Annotated in this window: 10 protein-coding genes; 5 read left to right on the plus strand and 5 right to left on the minus strand. The window is 58.6% G+C overall.

The window, feature by feature from the left end; translation table 11 throughout:
* Positions 1–12: 12 nt before the first annotated feature.
* Positions 13–1,596, minus strand: coding sequence for an AAA family ATPase (locus V8J88_RS09595; protein ID WP_338849194.1), 1,584 nt, complete (start codon positions 1,594–1,596; stop codon positions 13–15).
* 138 nt (positions 1,597–1,734) lie between these two features.
* Here V8J88_RS09595 and V8J88_RS09600 point away from each other — a divergent pair, with 138 nt between their 5' ends.
* Positions 1,735–1,998, plus strand: a complete 264-nt coding sequence (locus V8J88_RS09600) for a hypothetical protein (protein ID WP_338849196.1) — start codon at positions 1,735–1,737, stop codon at positions 1,996–1,998.
* A gap of 404 nt (positions 1,999–2,402) precedes the next feature.
* Positions 2,403–2,963, plus strand: a complete 561-nt coding sequence (locus V8J88_RS09605; RefSeq protein WP_338849198.1) for a DUF1016 N-terminal domain-containing protein — start codon at positions 2,403–2,405, stop codon at positions 2,961–2,963.
* Between the two features lie 102 nt (positions 2,964–3,065).
* Here V8J88_RS09605 and V8J88_RS09610 read toward each other — a convergent pair whose 3' ends face one another.
* A complete protein-coding gene (locus tag V8J88_RS09610; RefSeq protein ID WP_338849200.1) occupies positions 3,066–5,291 on the minus strand; it encodes a hypothetical protein in 2,226 nt (741 codons plus the stop codon).
* Positions 5,292–5,884: 593 nt separating this feature from the next.
* On the opposite strand from V8J88_RS09610, the gene V8J88_RS09615 reads away from it, so the two are divergent.
* Positions 5,885–8,395 carry a COR domain-containing protein gene (locus tag V8J88_RS09615; RefSeq protein ID WP_338849201.1) on the plus strand — a complete coding sequence of 837 codons (2,511 nt, stop codon included), beginning with the start codon at positions 5,885–5,887 and terminating at the stop codon, positions 8,393–8,395.
* Positions 8,396–8,483: 88 nt separating this feature from the next.
* On the opposite strand, the gene V8J88_RS09620 is transcribed toward V8J88_RS09615, so the two are convergent.
* Positions 8,484–8,813: a hypothetical protein gene (locus V8J88_RS09620; protein ID WP_338849202.1), complete on the minus strand. Its 330-nt coding sequence runs from the start codon at positions 8,811–8,813 to the stop codon at positions 8,484–8,486.
* A gap of 309 nt (positions 8,814–9,122) precedes the next feature.
* On the opposite strand from V8J88_RS09620, the gene V8J88_RS09625 reads away from it, so the two are divergent.
* Entirely contained in the window at positions 9,123–11,501 is a 2,379-nt protein-coding gene (locus V8J88_RS09625) for a DNA polymerase II (RefSeq protein ID WP_338849203.1), read from the plus strand.
* A 112-nt stretch (positions 11,502–11,613) separates the two neighbouring features.
* Positions 11,614–14,721 carry a tetratricopeptide repeat protein gene (locus V8J88_RS09630; protein WP_338849204.1) on the plus strand — a complete coding sequence of 1,036 codons (3,108 nt, stop codon included), beginning with the start codon at positions 11,614–11,616 and terminating at the stop codon, positions 14,719–14,721.
* A gap of 140 nt (positions 14,722–14,861) precedes the next feature.
* Here V8J88_RS09630 and V8J88_RS09635 read toward each other — a convergent pair whose 3' ends face one another.
* Both V8J88_RS09635 and V8J88_RS09640 read right to left on the minus strand, forming a co-directional pair.
* Positions 14,862–15,056 carry a hypothetical protein gene (locus V8J88_RS09635; protein WP_338849205.1) on the minus strand — a complete coding sequence of 65 codons (195 nt, stop codon included), beginning with the start codon at positions 15,054–15,056 and terminating at the stop codon, positions 14,862–14,864.
* A complete protein-coding gene (locus V8J88_RS09640; protein ID WP_338849206.1) occupies positions 15,022–15,333 on the minus strand; it encodes a hypothetical protein in 312 nt (103 codons plus the stop codon). Before V8J88_RS09640 ends, V8J88_RS09635 begins: the two co-directional genes overlap by 35 nt.
* Positions 15,334–15,477: the final 144 nt, after the last annotated feature.

Here is a 15,477-nt window from a genome sequence, read left to right on the forward strand (position 1 = left end):
CATCGCGCCGCATCAAACTGCGCCTGATGGCGGCGGCGCACGCCACAAAGCAGCGCTGGCGGTGCGCGTAATTTCCGCCTGGATGCCGGGCACGCTGCGCGCCTGCGCCCCATCAGCTCCGGCGGCGTTGACGCTTTGCACCACTTGCCCGGCTTGCGCGCGGCTGGCGAAATCGCCCAGCAAAACACCGTAACGCGCAATGCCGCCGATCTGGCTGGGATACAGCATTAAGACATGTTCAGGATATTTTTTCGCCAGACGCTGCAAATAAACTTGCAAATCCGCACTGCGCTTCGCTTGCACCAAACTCAGTTGCACCGTAAAACGCTGAGCGTTTTCAGGCCGCTCAAGCCAAGCCCGGCCAGCGGCCAGGGCTTGCGCCACTTCCGGCGCAAGGTCTGCCGCTGGCGTTTGCACAGCGGCGGGTGTTTGCACAGCGGCGGGTGTTTGCACAGCGGCGGGTGTTTGCACAGCGGCGGGTGTTTGCACGGCGGCGGGTGTTTGCGCAGCGGCGGGCGTTTGCACAGCAACGGGAGTTTGCACAGCGGCGGGAGTTTGCACAGCGGCGGGCGTTTGCACAGCGGCGGGCGTTTGCACAGCGGCGGGCGTTTGCACAGCGGCGGGCGTTTGCACAGCGGCGGGCGTTTGCACAGCAGGCGGCGTTTGCACCAGCGCCGGCGGAGCAGGGCGGCGCCAGCCCCAGCTTGCGGCTAAGCCCAGCGCCAGGCCCAGTCCCAGCACGCCGGCAAACAGCAAGGCCGGCGGCAACTTGCGCTTGCTGCGGGCCTGACGCGCGAAATCGGTGTCAGCAATCGCGGCGCGCATTTGTTTCACGCCAATCCTGTGGGTATTGTCAGCAAACGCCGCCAATAAAGCCTTATCCGCCAGAATATTGATGCGGCGCATAATGCCTTGCGACACCGCGCCCAGGCGCCAGAGTGCAAATCTGGAAAACAATTGCGGCCCGCGATAGCCGGCCTGGGCCATGCGGAAAAACAGAAAATCGGCAATTTCACTGCGCGCCAGCGGCGGCACATGAAAGCTGTGGGTGATGCGCTCTTGCAATTGGCGCATATGCGGCAGCGCCAGCGCGGCGTCGAGTTCAGGCTGGCCAAACATCACGATTTGCAAGAGTTTATGGTGGGCAGTTTCCAGATTGGACATGAGGCGGATTTCTTCCAGCGTGTCATGCGACATCGCCTGCGCCTCCTCAATCAAGAGCACGGTTTGGCGGCCCTTGGCGTGGCGCGCAATCAATTCCTGCTGCAACAAGCGCAATACCTGATCGGCGCGCATGTCCTCGCACTTGATGCCCAGTTCGCTGGCGATCATATACACCACCTGCTCGCGCGCAATCGCCGGATTGGCCAGATACACCACATCGACATTGGCCGGCATTTGCGCTTCCAGCATGCGGCAGAGCATGGTTTTGCCGCTGCCAACCTCGCCGGTCACCTTGATCATGCCATCGCCCTGCGAAATCGCATACAACAGCGCATGCAAGATATCGCCGCGCTTGGCGCCGGCGTAAAAAAAGGCGGGATTGGGCGTCATGCCGAATGGAGCTTGGCTCAAACCAAAATGTGAAAAATACATAATTGTGCTCTATTCAACTTTTATGGATGTCATGTTAGCGGCAAGCTGGCTGTGGCACAATCAGCCTGCTGCATCTGAACGGTTGCATGTGGCGTATTTCGCCACATTATTTTGCCGCAAATTCATGAAAGGATCGTTATGCGCCATTTTTTCGCTGCCTGCAGCCTGTGCTGCCTGCTCTTGCCGCTCGCCGCCTGCAAAGGCGGTGCAGACAGCGCCAGCCCATCCGCCAACACATCAGCCGCCGCTGCCTCCGCCGCCGCGCAAATGGAAAACGTGCCCAAGGAGGTGCGCGAGACGCTGCAACAGGTGGACAAGGCGAAACAGGGTGTGCAACAGGCGCTGGACAAGGCAGAGCGCAATGCTCAGGAGATCAATCAGGCGGGGGAAAGCAAGCCGTGATTCCGTTCGTGCTGAGCTTATCGAAGCACGGTTTTTCCTTACGCAACCATGCCCTTCGACAGGCTCAGGGCGAACGGCCCCCGAAAAGCTGGAGGTCTTGTTGTGTGTGTCCATGATACTGTTCCTGCAGGGTATATCGGAGCACATTGTTTTTTGCCGTTCGTGCTGAGCTTGTCGAAGCACGGTTTTTCCTTACGCAACCATGCCCATTGACAGCCTCGCCTGTGACGCGGCAGTATCGAAGGATTCCTTTGCATGATCTGCCGTGATTCGGGTGCGTGCAAAGGATTGCCCGCCCGGACTGGCTGTGCCTGTCAAGTGATACGCGCATGGGTTTTCCCACCGTATAATCGAAGGCACTGCACGCGGCGCCACGCTTTTGCCGCCTCATCTTCGAGCACACAATGAACATTACCCACACACCTCAGCCCAACCGCCTGTTAGGCGACATTCGACAAGTGATTGAGCAGGCCCGCAGCCAATTGGCGCGCCAGGTCAACCGCGCCATGGTCGAAGCGTATTGGCATATTGGACGGCTGATTGTGGAACATGAGCAAGGCGGGGAGCAAAGGGCAGAATACGGTAAGCAGCAGTTGAAACATCTGGCCGACAAGCTGAGTTATGAATATGGCAAAGGCTTTGATGAGCGCAACTTGCGGAATATGCGCGTCTTTTATCAAAAATTTCAGATTTGGAACGCAGTGCGTACCGAATTAAGCTGGACCCACTACCGCCACCTGATCCGCATCGACAATCCTGAGGCGCGCCGCTGGTATATGGAGGAAAGCATCAGCCAAAATTGGAGCGCGCGCACGCTGGAGCGGCAAATCGGCGTGTTGTATTACGAACGCTTGCTCAGCAGCCACGACAAGGCCGCTGTCATGGTTGAAGCGGGAGTTGGAGCGATTGCAATTACAGCTGAGCGCAGACAAATAAGCTGGGCAGGGGAGCTTGATCTCCGGTAAACACATTAAAGCCGCGGGTGACGCGAGCGGCGACGTGCTCAAACATTCCTTGTTATTTGCCACGACTACATCCTGCCCCATCACCAGCTGCGCAAGCGCGCCTCATTTGCCCGGCTTGCCGCCGGCCTCATCTGCCGCCAGGCTGTAGCCCTGCAAGTATTGCGCTTGCCTTTCGCCATGTTCTTGTTTTTCCAACAATAAAACCTGCTGCTGCGGAGCCCAGGCGGCGTGGCGCCAGTGCGCAGCGGCGGCTGTGCGCAGCTGCATTACGCTGATATTTGTGTCTTGCTGGATGTACAGAAATTGATTTTCCAGATCCATCGCGCGACCGTGGCCGAGTTCCAACAGATCCAGGCTGACGCGCGCCGGGGCGTCGTCCAAGCCATGCCATAACAGCAGGCGCTGGCCTTGTATGAGCTGCACAGTGCGAAACGGGCCGGGGCGCCATTGCGCACTGTCGGGCGCTGGCTCGGGCAGGCCGGCTTGTTGGCGCCGCAGGCTGGCGCGTGTGTGCGGAAGCGCGACTTCGCCAAACTCGTCCAGCATGGCGCGCGGCGTCAGTCCGGCATCCACTTCGCGTTCCTCTACGATGCTTTGGCGCCAGCGGCCCATGGCGTCTTGCTGATACAGGCAGAGTTGCAGCTTTTCTGCCTGACGCCAATACGCCAGCGCCTTGTCGCCCAGCCACTGCGCGCGCAATACTTGCCAGCCGGGGCGCTGTGTGATGACTTGCCGTGCCCGGCTCTCCTGCTGTGCGGCGAAAGGGCGCAGGCTCAAGCTGTCACCCTGCCAGTTGAGAAAGGCGGCGCGCGCAAATGAGGGGGTGCTGCATAGCTTGCCCTGGCGCGGGGTCGGCCATAGCGCCAGGGTTTTGCCGCTCGCCGCGTCCAGCCAATGCAAGCTGTCGCCCTGATCCAGCCACAAGCGGCCATCCGGCCCCACTCCCCAACGTTGCCAATAATGCCCGCCTGGCCCCTCTGTGCCGCCCTCTTGCTGCGGCCAGTCCAGGCAGGCGCTGTTGCGCGCGGCAGACCATGCGTTGCGCGCACTGAGCGGCAAACTCCACAGGGGCGGCGGGGCGTTAAGTTGGCGCGGCTGGCGCGCCTGCGCGCTTTCGCCCGGCAATAAGCATAGCTGCTGCGCGGACGGGGCCATTGTGCTGCTGTGCGCTGCCGCCGCAGCCGCAGCCGCGACTGCCTTGGGCAGCGCGACCTGGCGCCATGGCAGCAAAGTTTCAGGCGTGTCCCAACTCAGGGCTTGTGGCCGCCATAGCAGGCCGCCAGCGTGTCCATACAGGGCCGCTTGCATGCCTTCCAAACGCGGGTTGGATTCTGGCTGTGGCGCTGGCAAGGGCAGCGTGCTGCTGGCCAGCAGCGCGCCAGTGGCGCCGTGCAGCCAGTGCAAGTCAGCCTGCTTGCGCTTGGCGGACTTGCTCAGCACAGCCAGCCAGCCGCCCTGCGGGTCAGAGGTAAAGCCGAGCACATCGCCATGCGGCACAGCCAGGCGGTGCGTGCGCAGTGGGCAACTGTGCATGTCCAGCATGGCGATGCCGCCTGCGGGATGATGCCAGACAAGATGGCGCCGGTTTTGGCTGACTTGCAAGGCCCCAAAATCCAGCGCCAATTGCTGTTGTGCAAATTGCAATAGTGCGCCGCTGCGCAAGTCCCAGCGTGCGCTGTTAAGGCGCCACATTGCCGGCGCCTTGTCATCTTCTTGCTGCAAGCCCGCGCTGACGATGCGCAAAACCCGCTCGCCTTGCTCAAACTGCAAGGCCAGCACGATGTGTTCCGCCGGCAGCTTGCGCAACAGCTTACCGCTGCCGGCCTCACTCACCGTCACATAGTTCTGCTGGCTTTGTTGCGCTAACAGCGCGCCACTTGCGCTCAGATGCAGTTTTTCAGCCACGCGCAGCACTTTCAAGGCTGTCTGATCGCCCGCAGCGGGCGGCATGGGCCTGCAGTCGCCCAATCTGCCTTGCGGATTGCGCGGTTTGAGCGGCAGCGCCTGGGGCAGCTTGCGCAAATCGAGTAAATACAGGCAGGCGTCGCGCAAGAGCCAAACCTGCATGCCGTCGCCATGGCTGGCCAGCGCGCCGACAAAATCGCCCAGGGCCACCCGGTGGCTGGGGGCGCCGTCTTGCATCGCCTCGCGCAATAACTCACCCGCTGCATTTTGCGACAAGCGCCAGGCGCCGTCATCGCTGATCCACACAGGGCGGTAAATATGGCTGTGATCGCGTATCGCATCATCCGCCGCCGTCGGGGTGATCGCGCCAGCCGGGCTGAAAAGGAAGCTGCAGAGCAGCAGAGACAGGTAAGCAAGGCGCATGGGAGGGCGGAAGCTGTTGAAGTCGCATAAATTGTAGTATGAAAGGCGACGCCCATTGCCGTCTGAAAGCAGGCCGGCGCCTGTTTGCCATGCGATGCAGCGGCGATGCGCACGCTAACCCTGTCTGGGAAGATCTCTATCCGGGTGGATGCGCTTGCTTTTGCGCATCAGGCGCAGAACGATTCTGCGCGCCTGATGGCAATGCCGGGTGCTACAATTTTGGTCAATACAGAGGGGAGACTATGGAAAAGACCGGGTTGGGGGCGAAGATGACTGCGGCGCAGGGGGTTGAGTCGGATGAGCAGCTTGTGCGCAAGGCGGCTGCGGCGGCTGATCAGTTGGGGATTCGTGATGAAAATGCGCGGCAGGGCTATATTGAGGCTGTGCGACGGATTGAGGCATGTCGGCGCAAGGGCGGAACTGAACTAAATTTAAGCGGCTTAGATTTAACGCATGTCCCGCCGGAAATCGGCCAACTTACGACGCTGACGAAACTTGACCTTACATTAAATCAACTCACAGCTTTGCCGTCGGAAATCGGGCACCTGACGGGGTTGACGCAGCTCTGCCTTGGCCACAATCAACTCACAGCCATGCAGACTGAACTCTGGCGACTGCCGGTGCTGAAGAAGCTTTACCTTCACCGTAATCAACTCACCGTCTTGCCACCGGAAATTAGGCAACTTACTGCACTGATGGAACTTACGTTTTCCAATAATCAACTCACCGCCTTGCCGTCGGAAATCGGGAAACTGACGGCGCTGACGCGGCTTGACCTTGTCCAAAATCAACTCACCGCCTTGCCGCCGGAAATCGGACAACTGAAAGCACTGACGGTGCTTGACCTTGACCAAAATCAACTCACCGCCTTGCCGCCGGAAATCGGGCAATTGCTGCAATTGACCCACTTAAGCATTACAGATAATCGCCTGACAGCACTCCCCGCCGGCATGCAAGCCCTCACGCAGTTAAAAAGATTATGGCTGCACGACAATCCTGATCTCGGCATCCCAGCCGCCATCTTGGGCGGCAATGATTGGGGTAAAGAAGACGAGTGGGCTGACCCGAAAACCATCCTCGCCTACTATTTCGCCCGCAGCAAGGCCAGCGCCCGCCCTCTGAATGAAGTCAAACTCCTCATCGTGGGCCGGGGTGGCGCAGGCAAAACCAGCACCGTGCGGGCCCTGCAAGGAAAGCCGTTCAATAAAATCGAAAAAAGCACCGCAGGCGTTGCGCTATGCGATTTTGTCATGCCGGACTGCCAATCCGGCCCCGTCATTGCCCATGTGTGGGACTTTGCCGGGCAAGTCATCACGCACTCATTACACCAATTTTTCTTGAGCGAGCGCAGCATCTATGTGCTGGTGCTCACCGGCCGCGAAAACAGTGAAGAAGATGATGCCGAATACTGGCTGCGTTTGATTATGGCCTTCGGTAAAGATGAACAGGGCAATCCGCCGCCTGTCATCGTCACGCTGAACAAATGGGACGACCATGGCTGCCGCCCCAAATTAGACCGCGAAGTCTTGCAAGAGCGCTATCCCTGCATCGTCAGCTTCATTGAAACCGATTGCCACTCCAATTTTGGCATTGCTGCATTAAAGCAAACGCTCACCCAGACAACGGACAGCCTGGCGTGGGTGAGCCAAGCCTTCCCCGACGCCTGGGCCACCACCCGTGACGCCATCGTTAAAACCCGCGAACATAGCCCGCATCTGTCGTTTGCCGCCTTCCTCAGCCTGTGTGAAAGCAATCAGATCGCGCAGTTGCAAGACCAAATCGCCTTGGCCGACATTCTGCATGTGCTTGGCATCGCGCTCAACTACCGGCGCGACCCGCGCTTGCGTGAAGCCACCGTGCTGCAAGCCAATTGGCTGACGCACAACGTGTACGCCATGTTGCGTTTTGCCGAAACCAATACCGGCATCCTCACTTGGCAAGACCGTGAAACAGTCTTGGCCGACGAAACCGAGCCGGCCATGCGTGACTATCTGATGCAAATCATGGAGCGTTTTGAAGTCGCTTACGCTGCTGAGCATGCCGGACAAACCGTGTGGCTGCTGCCGCAAGCCTTGCCGGACAGCCAGCCCAAAGCCGCCGCCCCGCTTGCCAATAGCCAAGACGCCACCCGCCTGCGCTACAGCTATGAAGCGCTGCCCGAAGGCTTGCTGGCGCGGGCGATTGTGCGCATGCACGAGTTCATTGAAATAGAAGACGGCCAGCGCCTGCAATGGGCCAAGGGCGTGATTTTGAATATGGACGGCGCGCGCGCCTTGCTGCGCGCCAACCCGCGTGAGCGCCAGATCACGCTGACCGTCACCGGCGAGGAACCCGCACGGCGCAAGCTGGCGGGCTTGTGCCGCAGCCATATGCGCGCCATCCATGACGACATACGCGGGCTGGCGCCGATTGAGGAAACTCAGGTAGCAGGGCGCTGGCTGGAGACTGCCGTGGTGGAGGCTGACGAAAAAGCCGGCATGCAAACCCCGCTCACCATTCCCGGCCAGGCTAGCCGCATGATCGACCCGGCTGCCGTCAACGACGCCTACAACACAAAAGCGGCGCGCAATGCGGCATGGAAGCCCAAGGTGTTTATCAGCTACTCCAAAGCCAATGTGCGCCAGCGTGACAACCTGGTTAACCAATTACGGATTTTGGCCAATGAAGGTTTGATGGCGGCGCATTGGCATGACCGCATGATTATCCCCGGCGAAGATTGGCACGAACGCATTCAAGCCGAATTGCAAGAGGCGGATTTAATCGTGCTCTTACTGAGCAACGATGCATTGGGTACGGAATACATCACGCAACAGGAAATCCCGCTCGCCCTCAAGCGTCACGACGCCAAGCTTGCACACTTTGTGCCGGTGATTGTGGAAGAATGTCGCTGGACTGAGAATAAAACAGGCACAGGTTCGCAACTCAAAGATTTGAATGCGCTGCCGGAAAAAGGCAAAGCCATCAATACCTGGCGGCCAAACCAGAATGCCGGGTGGAAGAGAGTGGGCGATGGTTTGGCGCTGGTGCTGAAAGAAATTCTGGCGCAGGCGGAAAAAAGCGGCAAGCTGCGGCAGCGGCGCGAGGGTGGGTTCAGGGGGGATTGATGCGGCAGATTGTTTCGTCTTGTTTTGACGGATAGTCTCAATACGGGCGGAAATTGCGGCAAGATTGGAGAGTGCAGTTTTGGTCCACTTAACAGCCATAGCGGGCAAAGAATGCATTCACTTCATGGTCGGTGGCAAACTCGCCGCGATCTGCCTCGGCGACTGCTGCCTGAATATCCTGTATCTGCGAAACTTGGGTATCTATGTACTCATGTAATGCGGCAAGCGCAATGGAATCACGCTGTTGGCCCGTTGCTTTGCTCAATTGTTCAAGCTGCTCCGCCAAAACGTCCGGAAGTTTGAGCTTGAGCATGGGGTCGATTACGCTACTCATGATAGAAAATGAGGAAATTGGCAGATATTGGCGTAAAACTAAACAGTCGTGAATTGAAGTCAACCATTTTTTCACCAACATCATACCCGCTTATTCACGCAGGCATGACAGCGTGTGGAAAAGCGATGAATTTGCTGTAGGAGCGACTTTAGTCGCGAAAACCGGCGGATGATATGTCACGGTAAATATTCGCGGCTAAAGCCGCTCCTACCTGAATTTTGTCAATTTTGCATGCCACAAACTTGCCTGCAAATTGCTTCGCTGTTGAAGCGCTTGGGGGCGCTAATCCTTTATGCAATTGCCCCGCCAATAAATCACCTGAGCCAGCCGTGTACAATATCCTCCGGATAAACCCCGCTTGCGCAATTGATTTCAACCATCCCGAAGACCGCCTTGGAACCCCTACAGCAAGGATTTCTGCTCACCCGCCATTGGCGCGATACCGCTGCCGGAACTGAGATCATGTTTTGGTTGGCGACAGATGCGGGGCCGCGCTTGATCCGGCGTTTGGCGCCGGCTTCGGTGGCCTTCCTGCCCGCTGCGCAGCGCGCGCAGGCTGAAGCGGCTTTGCAAGGGGAGCGCGATTATGAATTGCGCCCGCTGGAATTACGCGATTTTCAGCAGCGCCCTGTGCTGGGCCTGTATTGCAGGCGCTATCGCCATTTGCAAAAACTGGCCAAACGCTTGCGCCAGGCCGGGCTGGATGTGTACGAATCCGATATTCACCCGCCGGAGCGCTATCTGATGGAGCGCTTCATCACGGCCCCGCTCTGGTTTGACGATGCGTCCCCGGATGCCGGCCAAGATACCGCGCAAGATGCCGGCCAAGGCCATAGCGGCCACGCTCCCCTAAAACCCGCGCCACACTACCGGCCTCAGCTCAAACTGGCTTCGCTTGATATCGAAACCACCATGCAGGGCGAGCTGTATTCGATTGCGCTGGAAGGCTGCGGCCAGCGCCAGGTGTATATGCTGGGGCCGGCCAATGGCAGTGACGCCGACTTGGATTTCAATTTGGAATACTGCGCCAGCCGGGCGCAGATGTTGGAGCGGCTGAATCAATGGATGGCGCGGCATGACCCGGACGCCATCATCGGTTGGAACCTGGTGCAGTTTGATTTGCGCGTGCTGCAACAGCATGCCGAGCGCTACCAGACCCCGCTGCGTCTGGGGCGCGATGGCAGCGTGATGGAATGGCGCGAGCATGGCAGCAAACAGCATTTTTTCGCCGCCGCAGCCGGGCGCCTGATCATCGATGGCATCGAAGCGCTGCGCTCGGCCACCTGGAGCTTCGCCTCGTACAGCCTGGAATTCGTGGCGCAAACCCTGCTGGGTGAAGGCAAATCCATCGACAACCCCTATCAGCGTATGGCGGAAATTGAGCGCCGTTTTGCCGAAGACAAACCAGCGCTGGCACGCTACAACTTGAAAGATTGCGAGCTGGTGACGCGTATTTTCGCCAAAACCGATTTGCTGCGCTTTTTGTTAGAGCGCGCCAGCGTCACTGGTTTGGCGGCAGACCGCAGCGGCGGTTCGGTGGCGGCTTTTGAGCATTTATACATGCCGCTCATGCACCGCTTGGGCTATGTGGCGCCGAATCTGGGCGATGTGAAGGGCGAGAACAGCCCGGGCGGCTTCGTGATGGATTCGCGCTCGGGCCTGTACGACTCGGTGCTGGTGCTGGATTACAAAAGCCTGTACCCCTCCATCATCCGCACTTTTTTGATCGACCCGGTGGGGCTGGTGACAGGACTGGGCGACAGTACGCAAGAAAACACGGTGCAAGGCTTTGTCGGCGCGCGTTTTTCGCGTCACAAACACTGCCTGCCCGCCATCGTCAAACAAATCTGGGACGGACGCGACGCCGCCAAGCGGGAGCAGAATAAGCCGCTGTCGCAAGCCTTGAAAATCATCATGAATGCGTTTTATGGTGTGCTGGGTTCCAGCGGCTGCCGCTTTTTTGATCCGCGCCTGGCCTCATCCATCACCATGCGCGGCCACCAGATCATGCATTTCACGCGCAAGCTGATCGAAGAACAGGGGTATCCCGTGATCTACGGCGACACCGATTCCACCTTTGTTTGGCTGAAAAGCGCGCACAGCGAGCAAGAGGCCGACGCCATCGGGCGCCGCTTAGTGGCGCATGTGAACGCCTGGCTGGCGCAGTATATTCAAGAGCAATACGGGCTGGAAAGCGCGCTGGAATTGCAATATGAAACCCACTACCGGCGTTTTTTGATGCCGACCATACGCGGCTCGGAAGAGGGCAGCAAGAAACGTTATGCCGGTTTAAAAGGGGAGGAAATGGTGTTCAAAGGGCTGGAAACCGTGCGCAGCGACTGGACTCCGCTGGCCCAGCAGTTTCAGCAAACGCTGTATGAACGCATCTTCCGTCAGCAACCCTATCAGCACTATGTGCAGGATTACATTGCCCGCACCCAAAGCGGGGAATTCGATGACTTGCTGGTATACCGCAAACGCTTACGCCGCCCGCTTGAAGACTACCAGCGCAATGTGCCCCCGCATGTGCGCGCCGCGCGCGCCGCCGACGACTACAACCGCCAGCAAGGCCGGCCATTGCAATACCAAAACGGCGGCTGGATTCGCTATGTGATCACAGTCAACGGCCCGGAACCCCTGGAAAACCGGCGCGCAAGGATAGATTACGAACACTATCTGAGCAAGCAATTGCAACCGGTGGCCGATGCCATTTTGCCTTTTGTGCACGATGATTTTTCCAGGCTGATCAGCCGGCAGCGGGTGTTGTTTTGAGCTGAGGCTGTTGCGTGAACAATGTGCGCAAAAAAAGCCACGGCTGCATTATCTTCACCAAGCCACGGTATCGCTGCCATGGTAATCTATCGTTTCACTCCATCCTTGGAACATGAGCGTGAACATGCATGCCGATACTTTCTCCTGGCTTCACCTGACTGATCTGCATTTCGGCCTGAAAGGGCAGGATTGCCGCTGGCCCAATCTGCGCGCGCCGTTTTGGGAGGATTTGGCCGCATTGCATCAGCACTGCGGGCCGTGGGATGCGGTGTTTTTCACCGGGGATTTGGTGCAGGCGGGAACACCGGCGGAGTTTGCTGCGCTGCAAAGCGGGTTTTTGGATGAACTGTGGCGCAAGCTGGATCAACATGGTTCGGGCGGCGCTGTGCTGTTGGCTGTGCCGGGCAATCATGATTTGCTGCGGCCCAAGGCCGATGGGTACGAAGCCGCAGTGGATGCGCTGTTGGAGCCGGAGCACTTTGACAGACTTGCTGACAAGTTTTGGAGCATGCCGGACGGGCCTTACCGCAAAGTGATTGATACCGCGTTTGCCCCGTATCTTGCCTGGTGGCAGGCTTGCATGCAACGTGCGCAAAATATCCGCAGCGGCGCCTTGCCCGGTGATTTTGTCTGCACTTTAAGCACCGCGCGTGGCCGGAAAATCGGTGTAATGGGCTTGAACACCAGCTTTTTGCAATTGGCCGGCGGCGATTACCACGGCAAACTGGTGTGGGATCTGCGTCAGGTGCATGCCTTATGCCCGCAAGGGGTGGATAAATGGGAAGCGCAGCATGATGTCTGCCTCTTGCTGAGCCACCAGGGGCCGGATTGGTTGACGGCGGCAGCGCAAGAACAGGGCAAGGTGGAAATTGCGCCGGCGGGGCGCTTTGCGGCGCATTTGTTTGGGCATATGCATGAAACCCGCATAGTCGATACGCGCTTGGGGATGAGCAGCAAGGCGACGCGGCATTTGCAAGGCGCTTCCCTGTTTGGCATGGAAAAATACGGCGAGCCGCCGAAGGTGGAACGCAACCACGGCTATTGCGCCGGTAAAATAGAATTTGACACAAACCGTACCACGCTGCGGATTTGGCCGCGCAGCGCCACCAGTAAAGGCGGTTGGCGCTTTATCCCGGATCATGACATCGAAGGCAAGTTATTGGCCGACCAGGGTTCGGAACCCTGTGTGATTGCTGAGCTGCGTGCGTCAGTGTCGCCGAAGATTGCGGCGCAGCCGGAAGCACAGTCTGCGGCGCCCCTTGGCGCGTCAGCCGCGCCACAAGCGCGCTGCACCTTGCCGAATCGCTCACATTTTTATGGCCGCGAAACAGAATTGGCCCAGATTGCCAGCACCCTGTTGCCCGAGCATCGCGGCTGGGGCGTGGCGCTGGATGGGCCGGGCGGCATGGGTAAAACCGCGCTGGCGGTGGAAGCGGCCTACCGTGCCGACGCGGAGGCGTTTCCCTGCAGAATCTTCGTCAGCGCCAAGCATGTGCGGCTGGAGATGGATGGACCGCGCGCCTTGCCAGACAAGCGGCTGGAGAATTATCAAGATGTGATGCGGCAATTGGCGCTGGATTTGCTGGGCATGGCAGCGCATAAAGCGCCGGATGAGCAATTGGCGGACATGGTGCGCGATGCGCTGGCGGGGCGGCGCTGTTTGCTGGTGTTGGATAATCTGGAGTCCTTTAATCGTGAGGAGCGGCGGCGGATTTTCGTTTTTCTGGACAAATTGCCTCACACCTGCCGCGCCATCATCACCAGCCGCCGGCGCGATGACACCGCTGCGCGCTTTATTCGCCTGGATCAATTGGACTTTGACGATGCGCAAAAAATGCTGGCTGATTTGTGCAAGCGCTTGCCGCACACCGTGCAATTAAGTGCGGCGGATCAAGCCCGGCTGCATAAAGAAACAGGCGGCAATCCCTTGCTGATGATTTGGCTGGTTTCGCAACTGGGCCGGGTGCAGGGGCGCAGCCGCAATCTGGAGAAGGCTTTGGCGCGCATGCATGATGCGCAAAACCATGATCCGAATAACGACCCCTTGGAATTTGTATTCGGCGATTTGCTTGACAGCTTCAGCGAGGAAGAATTGGCCTTGTTGGCGGCCTTGAGCCATTTTGAGCAAGGCGCCAAGTTGCAATGGCTGCTGCCCTTGTGCAAAATTTTGCGGCCAGCGGCGGAAGTTGCGCTGGATGCATTGCAAGCGCGCTCAATTGTGCAGCACAGCGAGCAGGAGCGCTGGCGCCTGCCGCCGCTGTGCGGCAAATTTTTGCGCAGCCGGCGCGCAGCCTTGGTGGCGCAGGCCGGGGACAAATTGGCCGCGCAGGCCTATGCCTGGGCGATGGAATATGGTGGGTATTCGGACAAAGCGCTGTTTGATGAATTGGAAGCACGCTGGCCGCAAATCGCGCCAGCCTTGCCGGCTTTGTTGGCTGGCGAGAATGTGCGTTTGCAGCACTTTTGTGAGCAGGTGGAATTTTTCTTGGATTTCAGCGGGCGCTGGCGGCAAGGACTGGACTTGCTTGCGGCGGCGGAGGCCAAGGCGCTGGCGGGAGGGGATGTGCTCAATGCCGGGTGGCGCGCGCAGCGGCAAGCTTGGTTGTATAGCCAGCAAGGCGATGGTGCGGCTTGTTTGCAGGCGGCGCAGCGGGTGGCGCAGCATTGGCAAGGGGCGGAGGATGGGCTGCTTGCCATTGCCGCTCACATCCGGGGGCAGGCCTATCGCCTGCTGCAAGATTACCCGGCGGCGATGCTCGCCTTGGAGCAAGCCTTGCAGATTTACCGCACGATTGAGGCCGAGAGCGAAAACGTTGCGATTTTCCTCAATAATTTGGCGATGGTGCGCCAATCCACCGGGGATTTAGCCGGCGCCGAGCGCGACTATCGCGCTGCTTTGCTGCTTGCGCGCGAACTGGATTATCGTGAGGGCATTGCAACCTATACCTGCAATTTGGCGGAGCTTGCCCTGTTGCGCAGCGAGTTTGCGCAAGCAGAAACCTTGGCGCGCGACACATTTGCAGCAGCTACGCGCATCGGTCGGCAAGACTTGATTGCCGGGCATCACGAACACTTGGCGCGGGCTTTGCATGGTCTAAAGCGCGCCAATGCCGCCTTGCCCCATGCGCGCACGGCAGTTGAGATTTTCTCCCTCCTCGGTTCCCCAAAACTCGCCGAAGCCCAAGCCACCCTTGCCGCTTGCGAGGCGGATGCTGTTTGATCCGGCAAGGCCGGGCAGGTCAAGCGTTCATCTTGTCAGCCCGGCGGCGCTCAAATTCTTGATACTTATGCGATACAGCAGGAGTCGCAATTTCTGCCGAAAGCGCCTGTAAATAGTCCTGTTTATTGGTGCGGCGCCAATCAATCGTCATATTGCAGGACGCGCCGTTTCTTCAGCCATGCCATGGCTTCTTGAAGGTTGGCGGTGACTAAGGCGTGTTCGATTTGTTTGACAATCTGCAGGTCTTTTTCCTGCGCGTTGTTGCGGAGATATCCAGCTTTGGCAAAATCTTTGAAGGGATCAAATACGCGCTTTTTCCCGCAGATAATTGGCAAGCAATTGCGCCATTTGCCCATTGCTGATGCATTGGGCTTTTTTGAGTGCAATCAACAGGTCTTCGACTGCATCCGTTTGTACTTCATCGCCAGCCAGGCGTGTCACGGTTTCCGCCCATTGATCGCCCCGGGTTTTAACTGCGCTGATACGATGCCGCGCGGCAAGTTCGGTTACAAAATCCTTTAGACCGATTTCGGGAATGCATAAACCGTGCTCCAGACCGGTTGTCTGGCGTATCGGTGCGCCAAATGAGGAATAATGTTGTGTTGAAGCCATCGCTCAAGCTCCCGGAAGAATGTCTTCAGTGTAGCATGTCATCGTGCAGGGAGGTGCGCATGCCGGCGGCGGAACGACTCCGCCGGGCGTGCTAAGGATGGGCTGCCGCTTCATTCATCAATGCAGGCCAGCGTTTTGCATCCT

This window comes from Massilia sp. W12 (genome assembly GCF_037300705.1).
GTDB lineage: Bacteria > Pseudomonadota > Gammaproteobacteria > Burkholderiales > Burkholderiaceae_D > JACPVY01.